Source organism: Actinomadura sp. 3N407 (genome assembly GCF_052245875.1).
Classification (GTDB): domain Bacteria; phylum Actinomycetota; class Actinomycetes; order Streptosporangiales; family Streptosporangiaceae; genus Spirillospora.
The window spans coordinates 582,423-605,391 of sequence record NZ_JBQQBP010000004.1 but is presented as its reverse complement, the minus strand read 5'-3'; the positions used below and the strand labels follow the sequence as shown (position 1 = coordinate 605,391).

General features: G+C 72.4%; 17 protein-coding genes. 9 read left to right on the top strand and 8 right to left on the bottom strand.

The window, feature by feature from the left end; genetic code table 11:
* The first annotated feature begins 340 nt into the window (after positions 1-340).
* The 4 genes from chvE to ACTWPP_RS13365 all read left to right on the top strand — a co-directional run bounded on the left by chvE (position 341) and on the right by ACTWPP_RS13365 (position 5,382).
* Positions 341-1,471, top strand: coding sequence for a multiple monosaccharide ABC transporter substrate-binding protein (chvE, locus tag ACTWPP_RS13380; RefSeq protein WP_443104534.1), 1,131 nt, complete (start codon positions 341-343; stop codon positions 1,469-1,471).
* A gap of 62 nt (positions 1,472-1,533) precedes the next feature.
* The gene (gene mmsA / locus ACTWPP_RS13375) at positions 1,534-3,072 is read left to right on the top strand and encodes a multiple monosaccharide ABC transporter ATP-binding protein (RefSeq protein ID WP_443104533.1); all 1,539 of its coding nucleotides are present in this window, start codon (positions 1,534-1,536) and stop codon (positions 3,070-3,072) included.
* Entirely contained in the window at positions 3,069-4,310 is a 1,242-nt protein-coding gene (gene mmsB / locus ACTWPP_RS13370; RefSeq protein WP_443104532.1) for a multiple monosaccharide ABC transporter permease, read from the top strand. Before mmsA ends, mmsB begins: the two co-directional genes overlap by 4 nt.
* A gap of 58 nt (positions 4,311-4,368) precedes the next feature.
* Positions 4,369-5,382, top strand: coding sequence for a LacI family DNA-binding transcriptional regulator (locus ACTWPP_RS13365; protein WP_443104531.1), 1,014 nt, complete (start codon positions 4,369-4,371; stop codon positions 5,380-5,382).
* Here the strand turns inward: ACTWPP_RS13365 and araB are convergent.
* From araB to ACTWPP_RS13340, 5 genes are all read right to left on the bottom strand, one after another.
* Complete coding sequence (araB, locus tag ACTWPP_RS13360) at positions 5,379-7,013, bottom strand: ribulokinase (protein WP_443104530.1); 1,635 nt, start codon at positions 7,011-7,013, stop codon at positions 5,379-5,381. The genes ACTWPP_RS13365 and araB overlap by 4 nt on opposite strands.
* Before the next feature lie 41 nt (positions 7,014-7,054).
* Complete coding sequence (gene araA / locus ACTWPP_RS13355; protein WP_443104529.1) at positions 7,055-8,551, bottom strand: L-arabinose isomerase; 1,497 nt, start codon at positions 8,549-8,551, stop codon at positions 7,055-7,057.
* Positions 8,548-9,225 carry an L-ribulose-5-phosphate 4-epimerase gene (locus tag ACTWPP_RS13350; protein WP_443104528.1) on the bottom strand — a complete coding sequence of 226 codons (678 nt, stop codon included), beginning with the start codon at positions 9,223-9,225 and terminating at the stop codon, positions 8,548-8,550. Before ACTWPP_RS13350 ends, araA begins: the two co-directional genes overlap by 4 nt.
* A 73-nt stretch (positions 9,226-9,298) precedes the next feature.
* A complete protein-coding gene (locus tag ACTWPP_RS13345; protein ID WP_443104576.1) occupies positions 9,299-10,288 on the bottom strand; it encodes a LacI family DNA-binding transcriptional regulator in 990 nt (329 codons plus the stop codon).
* A 142-nt stretch (positions 10,289-10,430) separates the two neighbouring features.
* A complete protein-coding gene (locus tag ACTWPP_RS13340) occupies positions 10,431-11,174 on the bottom strand; it encodes a hypothetical protein (protein ID WP_443104527.1) in 744 nt (247 codons plus the stop codon).
* Between the two features lie 195 nt (positions 11,175-11,369).
* Between ACTWPP_RS13340 and ACTWPP_RS13335 the strand changes: the two genes are divergently transcribed.
* The 3 genes from ACTWPP_RS13335 (at position 11,370) to fdh (ending at position 17,358) form a co-directional block, all read left to right on the top strand.
* Complete coding sequence (locus ACTWPP_RS13335; protein ID WP_443104526.1) at positions 11,370-12,107, top strand: SCO6745 family protein; 738 nt, start codon at positions 11,370-11,372, stop codon at positions 12,105-12,107.
* A 140-nt stretch (positions 12,108-12,247) separates the two neighbouring features.
* Positions 12,248-13,999, top strand: coding sequence for a hypothetical protein (locus ACTWPP_RS13330; protein ID WP_443104525.1), 1,752 nt, complete (start codon positions 12,248-12,250; stop codon positions 13,997-13,999).
* A 104-nt stretch (positions 14,000-14,103) separates the two neighbouring features.
* Positions 14,104-17,358: a formate dehydrogenase gene (gene fdh, locus ACTWPP_RS13325; protein ID WP_443104524.1), complete on the top strand. Its 3,255-nt coding sequence runs from the start codon at positions 14,104-14,106 to the stop codon at positions 17,356-17,358.
* Here fdh and selD read toward each other — a convergent pair.
* Genes selD through selA form a run of 3 tightly spaced genes read right to left on the bottom strand, consistent with a single transcriptional unit; the run spans position 17,355 to position 21,456 of the window.
* Positions 17,355-18,383: a selenide, water dikinase SelD gene (gene selD, locus ACTWPP_RS13320; protein ID WP_443104523.1), complete on the bottom strand. Its 1,029-nt coding sequence runs from the start codon at positions 18,381-18,383 to the stop codon at positions 17,355-17,357. The genes fdh and selD overlap by 4 nt on opposite strands.
* Positions 18,380-20,146 carry a SelB domain-containing protein gene (locus ACTWPP_RS13315; RefSeq protein ID WP_443104522.1) on the bottom strand — a complete coding sequence of 589 codons (1,767 nt, stop codon included), beginning with the start codon at positions 20,144-20,146 and terminating at the stop codon, positions 18,380-18,382. Before ACTWPP_RS13315 ends, selD begins: the two co-directional genes overlap by 4 nt.
* The gene (gene selA, locus ACTWPP_RS13310) at positions 20,143-21,456 is read right to left on the bottom strand and encodes an L-seryl-tRNA(Sec) selenium transferase (protein ID WP_443104521.1); all 1,314 of its coding nucleotides are present in this window, start codon (positions 21,454-21,456) and stop codon (positions 20,143-20,145) included. Before selA ends, ACTWPP_RS13315 begins: the two co-directional genes overlap by 4 nt.
* A gap of 92 nt (positions 21,457-21,548) precedes the next feature.
* Between selA and ACTWPP_RS13305 the strand changes: the two genes are divergently transcribed.
* Entirely contained in the window at positions 21,549-22,067 is a 519-nt protein-coding gene (locus ACTWPP_RS13305) for a MarR family winged helix-turn-helix transcriptional regulator (RefSeq protein WP_443104520.1), read from the top strand.
* The gene (locus ACTWPP_RS13300; protein ID WP_443104519.1) at positions 22,064-22,903 is read left to right on the top strand and encodes a hypothetical protein; all 840 of its coding nucleotides are present in this window, start codon (positions 22,064-22,066) and stop codon (positions 22,901-22,903) included. The genes ACTWPP_RS13305 and ACTWPP_RS13300 overlap by 4 nt, the downstream gene beginning before the upstream one ends.
* Positions 22,904-22,969 lie beyond the last annotated feature (66 nt).

Here is a 22,969-nt window from a genome sequence, read left to right as displayed (position 1 = left end):
GTTCGTGTTCGTGCCGCATCTGGGCGCCGCGCGGCGCGGCGGGTTCCCGCCGGTCGCCCCGGGGCTCGGCCGCTGCCGTCTACTGACCTGAATGTTTGCGTTAACCAACTGAAGTGTCAATGAACGGCACGACGAAAGTGCGTTCGTGCTGGTGACTGCCCTACGGACCGGCGACGGACCGAGCGGTGGGCCGCGGGTGTTGACGCAGGTCGTGATAACGCTAACAATCGGTGGCGAGTTGGGTCACGGTTGTGACGCGGCGCACACCAGCCTCTTGACATGGCAGTGTGACCGGTAACAGCCTGTCCTGCGACCACCGGCAGCCACCCCGAGGTGAGACGTGAAGCGTAGGAAGCTCGTCAGCCTGGCGCTGGGCCTTGGGCTCGCGTTCGGCATGACCGCGTGCGGGTCGAGTGAGAAGGCCATCGACAAGGAGAAGGCCGAGAACACGTCGGCGAAGGGCGCCCTGGTCGGCGTCACGATGCCGACCCGCTCGTCCGAGCGCTGGATCCACGACGGCGACAACCTGAAGAAGCAGCTCGAACAGCTCGGCTACAAGGTCGACCTGCAGTACGCCGAGAACGACATCCCCACCCAGGCCAACCAGATCGACAACCAGATCACCAAGGGCGCCCGGCTGCTGATCATCGCCTCGATCGACGGCACCGCGATCACGACGCAGCTGCAGAAGGCGGCCGACAACGACATCCCGGTCATCGCCTACGACCGGCTGATCCGCAACTCCGAGAACGTCGACTACTACGCCACCTTCGACAACTACAAGGTCGGCGTGCAGCAGGCGACGTCGCTGCTGGTCGGACTCGGCCTGAAGAAGCCGGACGGCTCGGAGGGCACCGCGAAGGGGCCGTTCAACATCGAGCTGTTCGCCGGCTCGCCCGACGACAACAACGCGACGTTCTTCTACAACGGCGCGATGGACACGCTGAAGCCCTACATCGACAAGAAGACCCTCGTCGTCAAGAGCGGCCAGACGGACTTCAAGACGATCGCGACGCTCCGCTGGGACCCGGGACGCGCGCAGAAGCGCATGGAGGACCTCCTCACCCGCTCCTACGGCGGCGGAACGAAGATCCAGGGCGTCCTGTCCCCCTATGACGGCCTGTCGATCGGGATCCTGTCGGCGCTGAAGTCCAGCGGCTACGGGACCGAGGGGCAGCCGTACCCGATCGTGACCGGCCAGGACGCCGAGGTCGCCTCGGTCAAGTCGATCATCGCGGGCGAGCAGTACTCGACGATCTACAAGGACACCCGGCAGCTCGCCTCGGTCACGGTGAAGATGGCCGACGCCGTGCTGAAGGGCGAGAAGCCGGAGGTCAACAACACCAAGGACTACGACAACGGCGTGAAGGTCGTGCCGTCCTACCTGCTGAACCCGGTGATCGTGAACAAGGGCAACTACAAGAAGCAGCTCATCGACACCGGCTACTACACCGAGGACAAGCTGAAGTAACGCGCCGGGGGCGGCGCCCGGGGGCTGGGGCCCGGGGGCGCCCGCCGACCCCGAGGAGGAGCATGACCGACGCGATACTGCGGATGCGCGGCATCACCAAGACCTTCCCCGCGGTGAAGGCGCTGGAGGACGTCAACCTGGAGGTCCGCAGAGGCGAGATCCACGCGATCTGCGGCGAGAACGGGGCCGGCAAGTCGACGCTGATGAAGGTGCTGTCCGGCGTCCACCCGTACGGCGACTACAGCGGGGACATCGAGTTCGAGGGCGAGCCGTGCCGTTTCTCCGGCATCCGCGACAGCGAACGGCGCGGCATCGTCATCATCCACCAGGAGCTGGCCCTCAGCCCGTACCTGTCGATCGCGGAGAACATCTACCTCGGCAACGAGCGCCGCGGACGGTTCGGGCTCATCGACTGGAACCGGACGAACGCCGAGGCGGCGCGGCTGCTGGACCGGGTCGGGCTGCGGGAGAATCCGGTGACGCCGGCGATGGACCTCGGCGTCGGCAAGCAGCAGCTCGTGGAGATCGCGAAGGCGCTGTCGAAGCGGGTGCGGCTGCTGATCCTGGACGAGCCGACCGCCGCGCTGAACGACTCCGACTCCGAGCATCTGCTGGACCTGCTGCGCGGCCTGCGCGACGAGGGCATCACCTGCGTGATCATCTCGCACAAGCTGAACGAGATCCGAGCCGTCGCCGACTCGACGACGATCCTGCGCGACGGCCGGACGATCGAGACGCTCGACATGCGCGGCGACGTGTCCGAGGACCGCATCATCTCCGGCATGGTCGGCCGCGACCTGGACCACCGCTTCCCCGACCGCTTCGCCGACATCGGCGACGAAGTGCTGCGGATCGAGGACTGGACCGTCCACTCCCCCACCCAGCACGGCCGCGTCGTCGTGGACGGCGCCGGCCTGACCCTGCGTCGCGGCGAGATCGTCGGGCTCGCGGGCCTGATGGGCGCGGGCCGGACGGAACTGGCGATGAGCGTGTTCGGCCGCAGCTACGGCATCGGGATCACCGGCCGCGTCTACAAGAACGGCAGGGAGATCACCCTCCGGACGGTCACCGACGCGATCAGGCACGGGCTCGCCTACGCCACCGAGGACCGCAAGACCTACGGGCTGAACCTCATCGAGGACATCCGCCGCAACATCTCGGCGGCGGGCCTGCGCGGCCTCGCGAAGGGCGGCTGGGTGGACGACAACCGCGAGTACGAGGTCGCCGAGCGGTACCGCAAGGAGATGAACATCAAGGCGCCGAGCGTGCTGACCCCGGCGGGGCAGCTCAGCGGCGGCAACCAGCAGAAGGTCGTCCTGTCGAAGTGGATGTTCACCGACGCCGACGTCCTGATCCTGGACGAGCCGACCCGCGGCATCGACGTGGGCGCCAAGTACGAGATCTATTCGATCATCAACCGGATGGCCGACCAGGGCCGGGCGGTGCTGGTGATCTCGTCCGAGCTGCCGGAGCTGATCGGGATCTGCGACCGCGTCTACGCGATGGCCGAGGGCCGGATCACCGGCGAGGTGAGCCGGGCGGACGCGACGCCCGAGCGGCTGATGCAGTTCATGACCCAGACCGAGGAGACCACAGCATGAGCAGCGTGGCGCCGGCCGACCAGGCCGTGACCCCGCCGCCCGCCGAGCGGCCGAAGGCGGGCCGGACTTTGCCCGTCAACCTGCGGCAGAGCGGGATCTACATCGCGTTCGGGCTGATCGTCGCGCTGTTCGCGGTGCTCACCGACGGGCAGTTGCTGTCCCCGCAGAACATCTCCAACATCATCGTCCAGAACTCCTACATCCTGATCCTGTCCATCGGGATGATCCTGATCATCATCGGCGGGCACATCGACCTGTCGGTCGGGTCGGTGGTGGCGGTGACGGGCGCCATCGCGGCCGTGCTGATGGTCGAGCACAACGTGCCGTGGCCGCTGGCGGTCGTGCTGACGCTCCTGGCGGGCGCCGTGATCGGCGCGTGGCAGGGGTACTGGATCGCCTACTTCGGAATCCCGGCGTTCATCGTGACCCTCGCCGGGATGCTGGTGTTCCGGGCGCTGACCCTGACCGTCCTCGGCAACCAGGGCATCGGCCCGTTCCCGGACGAGGTCCGGACGATCGCGAACGGCTTCCTGTCCGGCTACTTCGGCAACATCGGGCTCGGCCCGCTCGGCGGCGCGGACCTGTTCACGCTGCTGGTCGCCCTGGCGCTGGTCGCCGGGTACGTCGGCCTGGGGTGGCGGAACCGGCAGGGGCGCATCCGGTACGGGCAGAAGGTGGAGTCGTTCACCGTGTTCGTGCTGAAGAACGCGCTGGCGGTCGTGGTCGTGATGTTCATGGCCGTGCAGCTGGCGCGGTTCAAGAACATGCCGTGGGTGCTCGTCCTGCTGGGCGTGCTCGTCCTCGGCTCCACGCTGGTGATGAACCGGGCCGTGTTCGGCCGGCACGTCTACGCGCTCGGCGGCAACCCGCTCGCGGCCCGGCTGTCCGGCATCAAGGTGAAGTCGGTGTCGTTCTGGCTGTTCGTCAACATGGGCGTGCTGTCGGCCATCGCCGGGATCGTGTTCGCCGGGCGGCTCAACCAGGCGGGCCCGACCGCGGGGAACATGTTCGAGCTGGACGCGATCGCGGCGGCGTTCATCGGCGGCGCGGCCGTGCAGGGCGGGGTCGGCAAGGTGATCGGCGCGATCACCGGCGGCCTGATCATGGGCGTGATCAACAACGGGATGTCGCTGCTCGGCGCCCCCAGCGAGCGGGTCATGCTGATCAAGGGCCTGGTGCTGCTCGCGGCGGTCGCGTTCGACATCTGGGCCAAGCGCCGCAGCGGGACGGCCCGCTGACCGGGCGGCCCGGCGGAGGGGCGGCCCGGCAGGGCGACCCGATAGATTCCGGAGCGACATGACCGCCACGCCACCACCGGCCCGGCCCGGGCTCCGCGACGTCGCACGGCTGGCCGGGGTCTCCCACCAGACCGTGTCCCGAGTGTTCAAGAACCATCCGATGGTCAACCCGAAGACCCGGGACCGGGTGCTGGCCGCCGCGGCGCAGCTGGACTTCCGGCCGAACGCGGCGGCGCGGGCCCTGGCCACCGGGCGGTCCCGCACGCTCGGCGTCGTCAGCTTCGACACGGCGCTGTTCGGTCCGGCGTCGATCATCGCGGCGATCGAGCGGAACGCCCGCGCCGCCGAGTTCTTCACCAGCGTCGCGAGCCTGGAGTCGCCGGGCCACGGCGCGGTCGCGGGGGCGGTGGACCGGTTCCGCGACCAGGGCGTGGACGGCATCATCATGATCCCCGGGCATGTCCCCCCGGACGAGGCGCTGCGGCACCTGCCGGACGATCTGCCGACCGTCCTGCTGGGGCCGCAGGCCCCCGTCGCGACCGTGTCGGCCGACCACTACCTGGCGCCCCGGGAGGCGGTCCGGTACCTGCTGGAGCTCGGGCACCGGACCGTCCACCATCTGCCGGGCCCGGCGAACTGGTGGGAGGCGAACGAGCGCACGCGCGGCTGGCGGGACGGGCTCGCCGAGGCGGGCGCGGACGTCCCCGACTGCGCGCCCGGCGACTGGAGCGCCCGGTCCGGCTACGAGCGCGGCCGGCTCCTGGCCGCCGACCCCGGCGTCACGGCCGTGTTCGCGGCCAACGACCAGATCGCGCTCGGGCTGCTGTGGGCGATCCACGAGAGCGGTCGCAGGGTGCCGGACGACGTCAGCGTCATCGGTTTCGACGACATCCCGGAGGCGGCGTTCCTCACGCCGCCGCTCACGACCGTCCGGCAGGACTTCACCGCCCTCGGCCGGCACTGCGTGGAGCTTCTCATCGCGCAGGTCACCGAGGGCGGTTCGCCGGCGGAAGTTCCGAGTCCGGTCCCGAGCCGGCTCCTGATCCGCCGCAGCACCGGCCCCGCGGCCTAGCCCGCGCGCAGGGCGCGGAGGCGGTGCATGATCTCGCCGTCGGCGAAGTGGTCGTGCAGGGAGCGGTAGATCTCGTAGAGGGAGTCGTAGGCGTCGGCGCGGGCCCTGTCCGGGGTGTACGCGGACGGGACGCGGCGGCCCATCGCGGCGGCGGCGGACGTGATGTCGGGGTAGGCGCCGGCGGCGACGGCGGCGTGGACGGCGGAGCCGAGGGCCGGGCCCTGCGATGAGCCGATCAGCGACAGCGGGCGGCGCAGGACGTCGGCGTAGACCTGCATGAGGAAGCGGTTCTTCATCAGGCCGCCCGCCACGACGAACTCGTCGACGGGGACGCCCGACGCCTCGAACGTCTCCACGATCATGCGGGCGCCGAACGCGGTGGCCTCGATGAGGGCGCGGTAGACGTCCTCGGGCCTGGTGGCGAGCGTCTGGCCGACGATCAGGCCGGACAGGTCGTGGTCGACGAGGACGGAACGGTTGCCGTTGTTCCAGTCGAGCGCGACGAGGCCGTGCCGTCCGACCGGCTGTTCCTCGGCGAGGGCGGTGAGGTGCTCGTGAACGGTCAGCCCGGCCGCGGCCGCCGCCTGGTCGTAGTGGGCGGGGACGCAGTTGTCGACGAACCAGGCGAAGATGTCGCCGACGCCGGACTGGCCCGCCTCGTAGCCCCACAGGCCGGGGACGATGCCGTCCGCGACGACGCCGCACATGCCGGGGACCTCGGCGAGCAGGTCGGACGACATGACGTGGCAGGTGGACGTGCCCATGATCGCGACCATCTGGCCGGGGCGGACGGCGTCGGCCGCGGCGGCGGTCACATGGGCGTCGACGTTGCCGACGGCGACGGCGATGCCTTCGGGGAGGCCCGTCCAGGCGGCGGCCCGCGCGGTCAGGGTCCCGGCGAGGCCGCCGAGGGGGGCCAGGTCGTGGCCGAGCTTGGCGGGGAAGTCCGCGAAGTCCGGGTGGAGGGCGGCCAGGAACTCGTGGGACGGGTACCGGCCGTCCTGGTGGATGCCCTTGTAGCCGGCCGTGCAGATGTTGCGCGACTCCCGGCCGGTCAGTTGCCAGACGATCCAGTCGGCCGCCTCGATCCAGCGTTCGGCCAGGCCGTAGATTTCGGGGTCCTGCTCCAGCAGCTGCAGGGCCTTCGCGAACTCCCACTCCGAGGAGATCTTGCCGCCGTAGCGGCGCAGCCACGGCTCGCCGCGCTCGGCGGCGAGTGCGTTGATCCGGTCGGCCTGCGGCTGTGCCGCGTGGTGTTTCCAGAGTTTCGGCCAGGCGTGCGGCCGTTTGGGGTGCAGGTCGGACAGCGGCGTCCCGGCGGCGTTCGCCGGCAGGACCGTGCACGCGGTGAAGTCCGTGCCGATGCCGATGACCTGGGACGGCGATACGTCCGCGACGGCCAGCGCCTTCGGGACGGCGGACCGCAGAACGTCCAGCCAGTCCCGGGGGGCCTGAAGGGCCCAGTCGGGGTCGAGGCGCACGCCGGCCGGCAGCGCTTCGTCGATCACCCCGTGGTCGTACTCGTGCACGCCGTCGCCGACCTCGGCGCCGTCCCGGACGCGGACGAGCACCGCCCGGCCTGACAACGTGCCGAAGTCGACGCCGACGACGTACCGGTCTTCCGCGCTCATGGGCTCCTCCTTGTCACAGACCTGTCCTTACAGCCCACTCGTCACAGGCCCCCCGCCAAGCGGTGGTACGCCTGGTTCCAGCGGATCTCCTTCGTGAACTGCCGCAGCGTGGTGCCGGCGTCGATGGTGAGCAGCTCCACCCCGGCCATCTCGGCGAGATCGTCCAGCTCCTGCGTGCCGAGCGCGGCCGACAGGACGGTGTGGTGCGGCGCCCCCGCGGTCAGCCACGCCTCGGTGGACGTGCGCAGGTCGGGCAGCGGGCGCCACACCGCGCGGGCGACCGGCAGCATCGGCAGCGGCTCCGGCGGCGCGACGACCTCGATCTCGTTGGCGACCAGGCGGAACCGGTCGCCCATGTCGGCGAGGCCGGCGACGACGGCGGGGCCGGGCTCGGCGTCGAACACCAGCCGGACGGGGTCCTCGCGCCCGCCGATGCTCAGCGGATGGATCTCCAGCGAGGGACGCCCGGCGGCGATGGACGGGCAGACCTCCAGCATGTGCGCGCCGAGGATCAGCTCGTTGCCGGGTTCGAGGTGGTAGGTGTAGTCCTCCATGAACGACGTGCCGCCGGTGAGGCCGGCGGCCGCGGCCTTCAGCGTGCGCAGCAGCGTCGCGGTCTTCCAGTCGCCCTCGCCGCCGAAGCCGTAGCCGTCGGCCATGAGCCGCTGGACGGCGAGGCCGGGAAGCTGCCGGAGCCCGCCGAGGTCCTCGAAGTTCGTCGTGAACGCCTTGAAGCCGCCGTCGTCGAGGAACGTGCGCAGTCCGAGCTCGATCCGCGCGCCGTAGCGGAGGGAGTCGTGGCGTTCGCCGCCGGGGCGCAGCTCCGGGACGATGTCGTAGAGGTCGTCGTACTCCTTGACCAGTTCGGTGATGTCGCCGTCCGGGACGGCGTCCACGACGTCGGCCAGGTCGTTCACGCCGTAGGTGTTGACGGAGACGCCGAACCGGAGCTGGGCCTCGACCTTGTCGCCCTCGGTGACGGCGACGTCCCGCATGTTGTCGCCGAACCGGGCCAGCTTCAGCCGCCGCAGTTCGTGGAGGCCGGCCGCCGCCCGCGCCCACCCGGAGACGCGCACCGCGACCGACGGGTCGGTGACGTGCCCGGCGACGGTCTTGCGGGAGACGCCGAGCCGCGACTGGACGTATCCGAACTCGCGGTCGCCGTGGGCGGCCTGGTTCAGGTTCATGAAGTCCATGTCGATGGAATGCCAGGGCAGCTCGACGTTCGCCTGGGTGTGCAGGTGGAGCAGCGGCTTGGTCAGCACGTCGAGCCCGGCGATCCACATCTTCGCCGGGGAGAAGGTGTGCATCCACGCGATCAGGCCGACGCAGGAGTCGTCGGCGCCGGCGTCCAGGCACGTCCGGCGGATGGCGTCCGCGCCGGTGAGGACGGGCAGCCACTTCACGGTGACCGGCAGCGCCTCCCCGAGCCGCGCGGCGATCGCCGCGGACTGCTCGGCGACCTGCCGGAGGGTGTCCTCGCCGTACAGGCCCTGGCTGCCGGTGAGGAACCAGATCTCGCGGTTCGGAAAGCTCATGGTCGGCCCCTCTGCCCGTAGACGTTCTGGTAGCGGTCGTACAGCCGGTCGATGTCGCCGGCGGCCATCGGGAGCGGTTCGCCGAGCTGGCGAGCCAGGTGGACGGTCCGGGCGACGTCCTCGCACATCACCGCCGCCTTGACCGCGGCGCGGGCGTCGGCGCCGATCGTGAAGACGCCGTGGTTGCGCATCAGCACGGCGGGGCTGCGGCGGCCGGCGAGGGTCTCGACGATGCCGCGGCCGATGTCGTCGCCGCCGATGAGCGCGAACGGGCCGACGGGGATCTCCCCGCCGAACTCGTCGGCCATCGCGGTCAGCACGCACGGGATCGGCTCGTCCCGCGCCGCCCACGCGGTCGCGTAGGTCGAGTGGGTGTGCACGACTCCGCCGACGTCCGGGCGGTGCCGGTACACGTAGGCGTGCGCGTACACGTCGCTGGACGGCTTGAGCGGCGACTCGCCGATCGGCTCGCCCTCCAGGTCGCACAGCACCATCGCTTCGGGGGTGAGCTGCTCGTACGGGACGCCGCTCGGCTTGATCAGGAAGGTGTCGGCGTCGACCCGCGCCGACACGTTCCCGGCCGTCCACACGACCAGCCCGCCTTCGGCGAGGAGCTGGTGCAGGACGGCCAGCTCCGTGCGGAGCGCGGCGGTCCCGCCGGCTGGCTCTGGCATCTCGGCTCCGTTCTGTTAGCGCTAACATCATAGGGCGTGACGAAGGTCTGGGCTCGCGGGACGGACGGCGGGGTTAGGTACGGCGGCGGACCCCGGTGCTCTCACGGACGACGAGTTCGGGTTCGACGACCCGGCGCGACCCGGACTCCAGGGACCCCCCGATCCGGTCGAGCAGCAGGTCGAAGGCCCGCCGCCCCACCTCGGCGAAGTTCTGCCGGACGGTGGTGAGCGGCGGCGGGAAGTAGGCGGCCTCCGGCACGTCGTCGAAGCCGACGACGCTGACGTCGCCGGGCACGTCCCGCCCGGCCTCGCGCAGGGCGCGCAGCAGGCCGAGCGCCATCGCGTCGTTGGCGACGAAGACGGCGGTGACACCGGGGTCGGCGGCGATCCGCCGGCCGTACTCGTAGCCGGACCGGGCGCTCCAGTCACCTGCGGGCGGCGGCGGGGCGTCGCGTCCGGCCGCCTCCAGCGCGCCCCGCCAGCCGTCGACCCGCCCGCTCGCGTCCACCCAGTCGGCCGGGCCGGCCAGGTGCATGACGGTCTCGTGGCCGAGGCTGAGCAGGTGCCGGACGGCGCGCTCGGCACCGGCCCGGTGGTCGACGGCGACGACGGGGAACGGCACGTCCGCGCCCGCGCCGACCGCGACGAGCGGGGTGCCGGCCGGCAGTTCCTTCAGCCCGTCCGCCGCCGACTCGTGCGGCGCGACGACCATGATCCCGTCCACCGACTGGGCGCGCAGCCGCTCCACGCCCTCGCCGATCGAGCGGCGGTTCAGGGAGCTCAGGCTGACGATGCTGACGTTGTAGTCGTGCTCGCGGGCGACCTGCTCGATGCTGAACAGCGTCGACGCCGGGCCGTACAGCGTGGTGTCGAAGCTGACCACGCCGAGGACCCCGGACCTGCCGGTGGCCAGCACCCGCGCCGCCGAGTTCGGCCGGTAGTCCAGGGCCCGCACCGCCGCCATCACCCGGGCGCGGGTCTGCGGCCGCACCTTCTCGGGCGAGTTCAGCACGCGCGACACGGTCATCGCCGAGACGCCGGCCATCGCGGCCACGTCCTCCATCACCGCCAGCCGCCGGCCGTCGGGCGCCTCCGGTGATTCGGCGGCCACATCGCCTCCCCCAGCCTTTGAACCGCTACACGACCGAATGTTTGCGCTAACTAACCCGGATGTCAACACCGCCGCGCATCGGCCGCCGGCGGTTTCAGGCCCCCGGCCACTCGGCGGAGGGGGCGGGGGCGCCGCGCCCGGTCCGCGATCCCGCGTAGGCGAGGCGCCGCAGCCGCATGAACGGCCCGATCGGGCGCAGCCCCGGCAGCGCGTTCAGGACGGGGTCGAACGCGACGGTGGCCGGATCGTCATCGCGCCGCGGCGTGTGGACGACGAGGACCGCCACCGGCGTCCACCGTCCGAGCGGCGCCGCCGTGGCCAGCGTGAACGTCAGCGGCTCGGCCGCCACGGCCGCGTCCAGGCGGCCGACGTCCGCGGGCAGCCGGCGGCACCCGGCGGGGAACAGGCCGAGGACGCGCGTCCGGCCGCCGACGTCGTAGGGAAGAAGCGTCGTGTACGGGCCGGGCAGAAACGCGCGGCGGGGCCGGAGCACGTGCCGCGCCACGGGCAGCATCCCGGTGCTCGCGAACAGCAGGTCCACCGCCAGGGCGCCGTGGCGGACGCGCAGCGCGACGCCGACGATGTCGGGAAGGCCGCCCGGAAGCCCGGTGCTCTTGGACAGCCGCGCGATGACCTCGTGCTCGCCCGGCTCGCTCAGCGGCCCGGCGCCGGCGGGCGCCCCGGCCGGGACGCGCAGGGTCGCCGTGTACGAGCGGCCCACCCGGTGCAGGGACCGCCCACCGCGCAGCCGCGACACCTCCTCGGCTCCCTTGGCGGCCGTCGCGGTCGTGGCCGCGGCCACGCGATGGCGTCCCCGGCCGGTCCTTGCGGTCTGCATCGGCTTTCCCCGTTCCCCAGTCCGGTGCCGCCAGGTGCGGGTGAGCGGCGTAGGACGCGGCGTCCTTACCCCAGGTCACCGGCGTTACTCGGGCGCGCCGGAAGGGCGTCCGCCGAATCCGGTTCGGACCCCGACGGCCGGCCGCTTCCGACCACCAGTAGCCTTCGCCTCACCTACGAGCGGAGGAGAGCTTCCATGGGCGAGTTGAGTGCGCTGGAGACCACGCGGGCCGCCGACCAGATCATCCACGACATCGGAGCGAAGTGGATGCTCGACAAGGCGACGTGGGCGCACGGGAAGAAGCACGGGTTCGACAACCCCTTCGCGCACTACTTCGCCGGGCGGTGCGGTGTGCTGGGGGACGTCGAGGCCGACGTCGTGATCGCCGCGCTGGGCTGGTTCGCGCCGGAGCTCGTCCGGCCCATGTGGGACGAGGGCGTCGCGGTCGCCGGGGCGCGCGAGGCCGCGCGGCGGTACGCGCTCGCGTGCGCGGACTGGGGCCGCGAGCACGTCCCGGACGACCCGCGCCTCTGCGAGCTGGCCGAACAGGTGGTGCGGGCGGCCGAAGGGTCGGGGCTGCCGCTGTTCAGCGGGTGGCGGGCCGAACCCCTCCCCGAGGGCGGGCCCGCCCGCCTGACGCACGTGCTCCACCTTTTGCGGGAATGGCGCGGCGGGCTGCACCTGGTCGCGACGACCGCCGTCGGGCTCGACCCCCTTGAGGCCGTCCTCGCCGCGAACCCGCCCGAACGGGCCCGGTTCCTCGGCTGGCAGGGCGACCTCCCGAACTGCGACGCCCACAAGCCCCGGCGCGCGGAGGCCGAGGAGATCACCGACAGGCTGTCCGCCACCGTGTACGAGCGGGCCCTGTCGCCGTCCGAACGCGCCGAGTTCGCGGACCTGGTCGGCAGGGCGGGGACGGCCGTCCTCGGCTGAGCCGTTCTCCGAGGCCGGAGCGCCGGCTTGTCAGAGGGGAACAAGGGCGGCATAGAGATTATGCAAATGAACGACTGTCGCAAGAAGAACGACAGGTTCATCGTTGCCCCGTAACCGATCACGTACGAAGGGAGCACGTGATGGGGCGGCATCCCCTCCTGCCCGTCCGCGTCCCGTCGCGGCGGCTCGGCGCGTTCGCGGTGCTGGCCGCGTCCGCGCTGGCCGTCGGCGCGGCGGCGGCCATGCCGGTGGGCGCGCGGGAAACCGGCCGGTCCGAGACGCCCGTCGCGTCCGGCTCGCCCGTCACCGAGGTCAGCGAGTCGGTGGTGCGGGTCAAGGTACCGCTGCCGGAGTCGGCCGGGCCGCACCCCAGGGCGTGCGACTGGCTGTCCTACCTGCGGTTCCGGCACAAGGACGGGCCGGCGGACTCCGCGAAGGCCGATCGGATCCTGATCGCGCAGCCCGGCATCCTGGAGGGCGCGGGCGCGTTCGACAGCGTCGCGCGGAACACGGTCGCCGCCGCGGCCCGGAGCGGGAGGCACATCGAGTTCTGGGCGCTCGACCGGCGTTCCAACTGCCTGGAGGACCGCACCGGCGTCCGGGCCGGGTTGGAGGCGGAGGACGTCCACCTCGCGGTCGACTACTACTACCGGCAGAAGGAGGTGGACGGGAGGAGGTTCGCCGGTTACCAGACCAACGACCAGGTGAAATGGCTGCAGAACGTCGGGCTGGAGCAGACCGTCCGCGACCAGTACGACCTGATGGTCAGGGAGCTCCCGGACCAGAGGACGCGCAAGCGGAAGACGCTCTGCGGCGGACATTCACTCGGCGGCGTCCTGACGGCCTACTTCGCCGAATGGGACTTCGACGGAAACCCCTCCACCACGGACGACGCCGGGTACAACCAGTGCTCCGGCTACTTCGCGCTGGACACCCGGATCGAGAAGGGGCTGCCCGGAATGGGCGGCGAGGTCCCGGCCGACTGGATTCCGCTCATCGAGTTCGGCGCGGGCGCCGTGCGGGCCGGGCTGGAGACGGGGATCATCCCGCGGGCCCTGTCGGCCCCGGCCGTGGTCAACACCGAGACGATGAACCTGCTGGCGATCGCGGGCCTGGCGGCCAACCTCGATCCGGGCGGCGAGTCCGACCTGCCGGCCTACATCCCGTCCGGATTCAACCAGGACATGACGTACCGGCTCCTGTTCTCCAAGGACTACCCGACGTTCCTCAAGGGCTCGCCGAAGATCCAGGACTTCAGGTTCACCAACGCGGCGGCGCTCGGCGGGCTGCTGGACGACCACTCCCAGCCGCTCGCCTTCATACAGGCCAGCGTCGGCTTCTGGGACGGCGGCAGGATCGTCGACAAGGAGTTCCCGGCACCGAACAACCTGGAGGAGCTCGGGCTCGGCGGCCTTACGCGGCTCCTGGGCAAGGAGAAGAAGGCGATCCCGGACGAGCCGAACGGCCCGCTCTACACGTGGCGGAACTACGACCGTGTCGGCGCCCCCGACGACCCCGTCCACGAGTCCAGGGACGGCACCCCGTTCACGTCCGCGGGCAAGGAGGTCACCGACCTCGCCGAGCTGGCCCGCAGCCTGTCGGAGCACCCGCTCGACTTCACCGAGCACTACTTCCCCACGAGGATGGTCACCGACATCGCGCTGGCGAGTTCACCCGGCATCGCGGACGACGCCGTCCACGAGGGCGGCATCACCGCCAACCCCACCATCAACCTGGAGGCCGGTGACGGGCTCGGGTTCAGCGACCCGCAGCCCGGCGACATCATCGCGCCCGGGTACCAGCACCTCGACGTGCTGACCGCGTCCGCCGTGCAGAACAACGGCGAACCCGAGCCGATCTCGACGAACCTGGCCGCCTTCGCCGCCGGCTGACCCCGCGGTCCGCGCCCGGCCGGAGAACTCGTCCGAAGGCGGTGTTTCACGGGTCGGGCGCCGGGTAGGTGGACGCCGCGCACAGGTGAGAGGGGCGGTGTGACGTGGGCGTTCGCAGATGGATCGGGTCATGGCCCGTCTACCGCCAGTTCACCGGCGACGATCCGCTGGGCCGTGGGGCGGCCGCCAAGAGCGCGGGCACCGAACGGCTCGAAGCGAGGGTGAGCACCGCCGACAAGGTCGTGAAGTCCGTCTGCCCGTACTGCGCGGTCGGCTGCGGGCAGGACGTGTACGTCCAGGACGGCAAGGTCACCCAGATCGAGGGCGACCCGGATTCACCGGTCAGCCGGGGGCGGCTGTGCCCGAAGGGCGCGGCGAGCCTCCAGCTGACCACCGGGTCGGCCCGCGAACACCAGATCCTCTACCGGCGTCCGCACGGCACCGGCTGGGAGCGGCTCGATCTCGCCACGGCGATGGACATGATCGCCGACCGGGTGATCGAGGCGCGCCGGCACGGCTGGCAGTGGGAGAGCGACGACGGGCTGCGGGTGCGGCGGACGCTGGGCTTCGCGAGCCTCGGCGGCGCGACGCTCGACAACGAGGAGAACTACCTGATCAAGAAGCTGTTCACCGCGCTCGGCGCGGTACAGATCGAGAATCAGGCGCGCGTTTGACACTCCTCCACGGTTCCCAGTCTGGGAACCTCGTTCGGACGCGGCGGCGCGACCACCTTCCAGCAGGATCTGCAGAACGCGGACTGCATCGTCATCCAGGGCTCGAACATGGCCGAGTGCCATCCGGTCGGGTTCCAGTGGGTGATGGAGGCGAAGGCGCGCGGGGCGAAGCTGATCCACGTGGACCCGCGGTTCACGCGGACGAGCGCGCTCGCGGACGCCCACGTCCCGCTGCGCGCGGGCAGCGACATCGCGTTCCTCGGCGGGATCGTCAACTACGTCCTGCAGAACGAGAAGTACTTCCGCGACTACGTCGTGTCCTACACCAACGCCCCGGTCATCCTGACGGAGGAGTTCCGCGACACCGAGGACCTGGACGGCGTGTTCTCCGGCCTGGATCCGGAGGGGCGCAGCTACGACCACACGACGTGGCAGTACGAGGGCATGGAGGTCCAGTCGGCCGCCGGGCAGCGCGACATGCAGTACGAGGCCCGCCTGCGGTCCGTGTCCGAGGCGGGGCGCGGTGAGGCGCACGGGTCGGGCGGCGCGTCGATCGGCGTGGGCCACCCGGAGCGCGACCCGACGCTGGAGAACCCGAGGTGCGTGTTCCAGGTGCTCAAGCGGCACTACGAGCGGTACACGCCGGAGATGGTCGAACGGATCTGCGGCGTCCCGCGGGAGCAGTTCCTCAAGGTGTGCGAGATGGTCACCGACAACTCCGGCCGTGACCGGACGACCGCGTTCGCGTACGCGGTCGGGTGGACGCAGCACACGGTCGGCGTCCAATACATCCGGACGGCGGCGATCCTGCAGGCCCTGCTCGGCAACATCGGGCGTCCGGGCGGCGGCATCCTGGCGCTGCGCGGGCACGCGTCCATCCAGGGCTCGACGGACATCCCGACGCTGTTCAACCTGCTGCCCGGATACATCCCGATGCCGCACGCGCACACCAACCTGGATCTGGAATCGTTCGTCCAGGGCGAGTCGGCGCGCAAGGGCTTCTGGGGCAACATGCGCGCCTACATGGTCAGCCTGCTGAAGTCGTACTGGGGCGACGCGGCGACGGAGGACAACGAGTTCTGCTTCGACTATCTTCCGCGCCTGACCGGGTCGCACAGCACGTACGAGACGGCGATGGCGCAGATCGACGGGGTGTGCAAGGGCTACTTCCTGATGGGCGAGAACCCGGCCGTCGGGTCGGCGAACGCCAAGATCCAGCGGCTCGGGATGGCGAACCTCGACTGGCTCGTCGTCCGCGACTTCTCGCAGATCGAGTCCGCGACCTGGTGGAAGGACGGCCCGGAGATCGAGACGGGCGAGATGCGCACCGAGGACATCGGCACCGAGGTGTTCTTCCTGCCCGCCGCGACGCACACCGAGAAGGACGGCAGCTTCACCAACACGCAGCGGATGCTGCAGTGGCATCACCAGGCGGTGGAGCCCACCGGGGACGCGCGCAGCGACCTGTGGTTCATGTACCACCTGGGCCGGATCATCCGGGAGAAGCTCGCCGGCTCGTCCGACGAGATGGACCGCCCGGTCCTGGACCTGACGTGGGACTACCCGACGAAGGGCGACCTGGAGGAGCCGGACGCCGAGGCGGTCCTCGCGGAGATCAACGGCTACGACGGCGACGGGAACCCGCTGTCGTCCTACACGCAGCTCAAGGACGACGGGTCCACATCGTGCGGCTGCTGGATCTACTGCGGCTGCTACGCGGAGGGCGTCAACCAGCCCGCGCGCCGCAAGCCGGGCCGGGACCAGCACTGGGTCGCACCCGAGTGGGGGTGGGCGTGGCCGTCGAACCGCCGCATCATCTACAACCGGGCGTCCGCCGATCCGGAGGGCAGACCCTGGAGCGACCGCAAGGCGCTCGTGTGGTGGGACGCCGAGGAGGGCAAGTGGACGGGCCATGACGTGCCCGACTTCATCGCCGACCGCGCACCGGACTACAAGCCGCCGGATGACGCGACCGGCCCGGACGCGCTCGCCGGCACCGACCCGTTCATCATGCAGGCGGACGGCAAGGCGTGGCTGTACGTCCCGGCCGGGCTGATGGACGGCCCGCTCCCGACGCACTACGAGCCGCAGGAGTCGCCGTTCACGAACGCGCTGTACAAGCAGCAGCGCAACCCCGTCCGGCATCTGCTGCCGCCGCATCCCGACAACCGGTACGGGCCGAGCGGCGACGCGCCGGGCGCGGACGTGTACCCGTTCGTGGCGACCACCTACCGGCTCACCGAGCATCACACGGCGGGCGGGATGTCGCGGTGGCAGCCGTATCTGGCCGAGCTGCAGCCGGAGTTCTTCTGCGAGATCTCGCCGGAGCTGGCGGCGAAGCGGAGCCTGGAGCACGGCGGCTGGGCGACGATCGTCAGCCCGCGCGCCGTGGTCGAGGCGCGGGTCATGGTGACCGAGCGGATGCAGCCCCTCTCCGTGGACGGCCGGACGCTGCACCAGGTGGGCCTGCCCTACCACTGGGGCCCGAACGGCTACACCAAGGGGGACGCGGCGAACGAGCTGCTGCATCTCGTCCTCGACCCGAACACGCACATCCAGGAGGCGAAGGCCCTGTCGTGCGACATCCGGCCGGGCCGCCGCCCGCGCGGCCCCGCGGCGGCGGCGCTGGTCCGCGAGTACCGGGACCGGGCCGGCATCACCGACGAGACCGGAACCGAGGTCTAGCGGACGATCAGCGGGCGGCCCGCGGCGGGGATCAGTTCGCCGATGACGGGCGCGCCGGGGATCTCGCCGGCGATGAGGAGTCCGCCGGACGTCTGGGCGTCGGCGAGGAGCAGCCGCTCCTCCTCGCCCGCCTTGCCGAAGTCGGTGTGCGGGGCGACCCAGTCGAGGTTGCGGCGGGTGCCGCCGCTGACATATCCGGCGTGGGCGGATTCGCGGGCGCCGTCCAGATAGGGGACGGCGGCGGCGTCGACCACGGCGGTGACGCCGGACGCGCGGGCCATCTTGTAGAGGTGGCCGAGGAGCCCGAAGCCGGTCACGTCGGTGGCGCAGACGGCCCCGGCGTCCAGCGCGGCGGCGGACGCGGCCGCGTTCAGCTCGACCATGGCGGCGACGGCGTGTTCGAAGACCTCGCCGGTCGCCTTGTGCCGGTTGTTCAGGATTCCGATGCCGAGGGGCTTGGTGAGCGTGAGGGGCACGCCGGGTTTGCCGGTGTCGTTGCGGAGGAGTCGGGCCGGGTCGGCGACTCCGGTGACGGCCATGCCGTACTTGGGTTCCGGGTCGTCGACGCTATGGCCGCCGCCGACGTGGCAGCCCGCCCGGGACGCGACGTGCAGGCCGCCGCGCAGCACCTCCCGGGCCGACTCGAACGGCAGGACGTCGCGGGGCCAGGCGAGCAGGTTCACCGCGACGAGGGGGCGGCCGCCGACCGCGTAGACGTCCGACAGCGCGTTCGCGGCGGCGATCCGGCCCCAGTCGTACGGGTCGTCGACGACGGGGGTGAAGAAGTCGGCGGTGGCGACGGCGGCCAGGCCGTCCGGGGAGCCGGGGAGCCGCACGACCGCCGCGTCGTCGCCGGTTTCGAGGCCGACGAGCAGCTCTCCGGCCGGGGACTCGGGGGCCGCGTGCAGGCCGGCGACGACGGCTTCCAGCTCGCCGGGCGGGATCTTGCAGGCGCAGCCTCCGCCGTGCGCGTACCCGGTGAGCCTCTTCGCCGGTTCGGGCCGGTTCGTCTCGGCCTGCGTCATGTCGTCCTCTCGGTGCAGCGCCGCCGGAGGTCGTCGACCCGGACGGTGTAGCCCCGCTCGTCCAGATGCTCCAGCAGCGGGACGGCGACGCGGCGGGTGGTGCCGAGCGCGCGGCGCGCCTCGCTCAGCGTGAACGTGCCGCCGAGTTCCGCGAGCAGCGCGGCGGCGCGGGCGTCGTCGCCGGGCAGCAGGACGATCCCGTCGCCGAGTCTGAGGAGCGCGCCGGCCGCCGCGGCGGCCGCGAGCATCTTCGGGGTGAGGCCGAGTTCGGCGAGGCGGTTCGCCTCGGGTGCCCGGAACGGCGTCTCGGCCAGCTCGCGGCGGACGGCGTCGACCGCCTCCCGGACGGCCGGGGGCAGCTCGGGCGCGGTCGTCCGGCCGTAGATCCGGCCGTCGCGCCGCCGCAGCCCGGCCGCGAGCGCGTCCAGGAGCGCGCGGTCCGGCAGGCCGAGGGCCCGGCGGGCGGCGTCGGCGGGCAGCCCGGGATCGGCCGGGCTGGCGGCGGCGTGCTCTTCGACGGCCGCCACGAGCCGTTCGCGCAGCCGCTCCCAGTGGGCGGGGTCGGCGAGCCAGTCACCGGCGACGGGTTCGCGCGGGACGGGGACGCCCATCGCGACGAGGTCCGCCCGCGTGATCAGGCGGCGCCGGCGCAGTTCGGCGGCGCCGTCGGGGCGTCCGGTCAGCGGGGCCAGCTCCCGTGCCCGGGCCGCCGCCGCTCCTCGCCTGGCGAACGGCTCGGGGCGGACGTCGAGCACGGTCACCCCGGCCGGGACGCGGTGCCGCCCGGGGTCGCGCAGCAGCGCGATGTCGCCGACCCGCAACGGCAGCGGCCGCCGCAGCGAGATCCGCGCGGTGTCGTCGCCGAGCGGGCGGACGTGCACCGGCACCGCCGCCGAACCCACATGCAGGATCAGCTCGCGCGGCAGGTCGCGTGCCGGGTCGCCGCGCAGCCTCACGTCGATGACGTCGGCGGTGAGCCAGCGTCCCGGCGTCAGCAGGGCGTCGCCCCGGGCGATCTCCTCCGGAGCGCCGTGCAGGTTGACGGCGACGCGGGCGACGGCGCCCACGGTCCGCCGGTCCTCCTTGAGGCTTTGCAGTCCGCGCACGCGGGCGAGCCCGCCGCCGGCCGCGAGCCGGTCGCCGACGCGGATCGTCCCGGCACCGAGGGTTCCGGTCACGACGGTGCCCCGGCCCCTGATGGTGAAGACCCGGTCGACCCAGAGCCGGACATCGGCGCCGTCGTCGGGGGGCGGCGGCGGCCCGGCGAGCCGCTCCAGCGCGGCGCGCAGCTCCTCCACGCCCTCGCCCGTCGCGCCGCTGACCATGACCGGTTCGACCTTGCCGAGCGAGGTGGCCGCGATGCGGGCGAGCGCGTCGTCGCGCACGCGGTTCGCCGCCGCCTCGTCGGTGAGGTCGCGGCGGGTCACGGCGAGGAGGCCGTGCCGGACGCCGAGCGCGTCCAGGACCGCCAGGTGCTCCTGCGACTGCCGCTGCCAGCCCTGGTCCGCGGCGACCACGACCATGACGGCCGGGACGGGTCCCACCCCCGCCAGCATCGTCGCGACGAGGCGTTCATGCCCGGGGACGTCCACGAACGCGAGCCGCCCGCCGCCGGGCAGAGTCGTCCAGGCGAAGCCCAGGTCGATGGTCAGACCGCGCCGCCGCTCCTCCTCCAGCCGGTCGGGCTCCATCCCGGTGAGCGCGCGGACGAGCGTGGACTTGCCGTGATCCACGTGACCGGCGGTCGCGACGACGTGCATCATGACGCCGCCGCCCGGACGGCCTCGGCGATCTCGCCGTCCTGATCGGGCGGCACCGAGCGCAGGTCGAGCAGGCAGCGACGGTCCTCGACCCGTCCCATCACCGCCGGCGTTCCCCGCCGCAGCGGCGCCGCGCACCCTCCGGGCACCGACACGGCCGCGCTCGGCAGGACGACGCCCGGCGCGCCGCCGCCCCCGACCGCGGCCTCGCTCTCGACGGCCACCGCGTCCACCCCCTCGTCCCGCAATCGCGCGGCGAGCCGCCCGGCCCGCTCCCACAGCGCCGCCTCGTCCGCGTGCAGGGCCTCGTCCGTCGGGGTGCGGGGGCCGCGGACGGTGGCCTCCAGCGCGGCGAGCGTCATCTTGTCGACCCGCAGCGCCCGTGCCAGCGGATGGCGGGCCAGCCGCCGCACCAGGTCGTCGTGTCCGAGGACGAGCCCGCACTGCGGCCCGCCGAGCAGCTTGTCGCCGCTGGCCGTGACCAGGTGGGCGCCCGCCTTCAGCATGGACGCCGCGTCGGGCTCGTCCGGCAGGAGAGGCTCGTGCGCGAGAAGCCCGGACCCGATGTCGGCGACGACCGGGACGCCGAGCCCGGCCAGTTCGGCGACGTCCGCGCCGCGTGTGAAGCCCGTCATGCGGAAGTTCGACGGATGCACCTTGAGGATGAAGCCCGTCTCCTCGCCGACCGCCGCCGCGTAGTCGTCCGGTGTCGTCCGGTTTGTCGTCCCGACCTCCCGCAGCCGCGCGCCCGTGGCCGCGAGGAGTTCGGGGATCCGGAACCCGTCCCCGATCTCCACCATCTCGCCGCGGCTGAGCACGATCTCGCCGTCCCCCGCGAGCGCGGTCGCGGCGAGCACGAGCGCCGCCGCGCCGTTGTTGACGACGTGCGCCGCCTCCGCCTGCGGCACCCGTTCCAGCAGTGCCGCCAGCGCGGACCGGCCCCGCCGGGCACGCCGGCCGGTCTCCAGGTCGAGTTCGACGTCGGTGGCGCCCGACGCCACGGCGACCGCCTCCCGAGCGGCGTCCGACAGCGGCGCCCGCCCCAGGTTGGTGTGCAGCAGCACACCGGTCGCGTTGATCACGGGACGCAGCCCGGACGCGGTCACCGGAAGCGACTCCACCGCCGCGTCGGCCACCGCGCCGGGCGGGATCTCGCCCGCCCTGGCCCGCCGCTGCGCCGCGACGACGGCCGCCTTCACCACCCCGCGGCCGAGCCGTTCGACCGCCTCGGCGAGACGCGGTTCGCCGAGCAGCACGTCCGTCCGCGCGATCCGCCGCCGCCCGTCCCCGGCGGGCACTGTTCCATGATCCATCGCGCGACCTCCGCTGCGGCGGTACCCGCGGTCGCGGCATGCGAAACGGCCCGCTCTGGACGGCCCGGCGCGGGATATGTTATGCATGAGTCATGCATGAAAGACTGGCAAACCTGCTGGGGGCCGCATCGCTCGCGGTGACCGACCTCGTCCTGGCCGCGGCCACCGCGTCCGGGCGGGTGAGCGCGAGCGGGGCGGCGGCGCTGATCGTCCTGTCGGACGCGCCGGACCTGGGCGTCACCGAGCTGGGGCGGCGCGTCGGGCTGACCCAGTCCGCCGCCGCGCGGATGGTGGACGGCCTGCAGGCGGCCGGCCTCGCCGAGCGCCGCCGCCGGGAGGGACGCGCCGTCCTCGTGCGGCTGACACCGGCGGGCGAGGAGGCGGTGCGGGAGATGCTGGCCGCGCGCGGCGCACCGCTGGCCGAGGTGCTGACCGTCCTGGACGAGGACGAGCGCGAGACGCTCACCGCCCTCCTGGCCAAGCTCCTGGCCCGCCTGTACGAGGAGATCGGCGACGCCGATCTCATGTGCCGGCTGTGCGACCGCCGGTGCTGCACCACCGGGGCGGTGTGCCCGATCGGCCAGGCCGAGCGTGACGCGGGAGCCGCATGACGGGTGTCTCGCTCGCACTGGCGTCGGCGCTCTTCTACGGCGTCGCCGACGTCTGGGGCGGCCTGCTGTCGCGGCGGGCGGATTTCCGGGCCGTCGCGCTCCTCGGGCAGGCAGGCGGGCTCGTGTGCGCGGTGTTCGCCGCGCTGTTCGTCGCCGCGACCGGGCTGCACGCGGCAGATCTCGGGTGGGGCGCCATGTCGGGTGTCGGGACGGGCCTGGCGATGGTCTTCCTCTACCGGGGCATCGGCCAGGGGGACGTGAGCGTGGTCGTCCCGGTCAGCGCGGTCGGCGGGGTGGCGTTGCCGGTGGCCGCCGGAGTCGTGTTCCTCGGCGACCGTCCCTCGGCGGCCGCGTGGGCCGGGATCGCCGTGGTGCTGCCCGCGCTGTGGCTGGTCTCCCGGTCGCGTTCGGACGAGCACGGCAGGGTGCGCGCGGCGATCCTTAACGGGCTCCTCGCCGGCTGCGGGATAGGGATCCAGTACCTGGCCCTCGCCCAGGCCGGAGACGAGGCGGGACTCTGGCCCGTGGCGGCGGGCAGGGTGGCGGCCGTCCTCACCATCGCGCCGTTGATGTGGTCGGCGGAGCGCCGCCTCCCGTCCGGGACGATCTGGTGGTGGTCGGCGCTGAACGGAGGCCTCGCGGCCGCCGCGCTGGTGTTCTACCTGCTGGCCACCCGGGAGCAGTTGGTCGTCATCGCGGTCGTGCTGTCGTCCCTGTATCCGGTGGTGCCGGTGCTGCTCGGCGTCACCGCGCTGCGCGAGCGGCTGTCGGCCGCGCAGTCGTCGGGGCTGGCGGGCGCCGGGGTCGCGGTCGTGCTGCTCAGCCTGGCGCCGTAGCCGGTGCGGGGGTGCCGGGCGGTTTTATCACCCGACTGAGTGTCGTGAGGGGCCGGATGTGCCTAG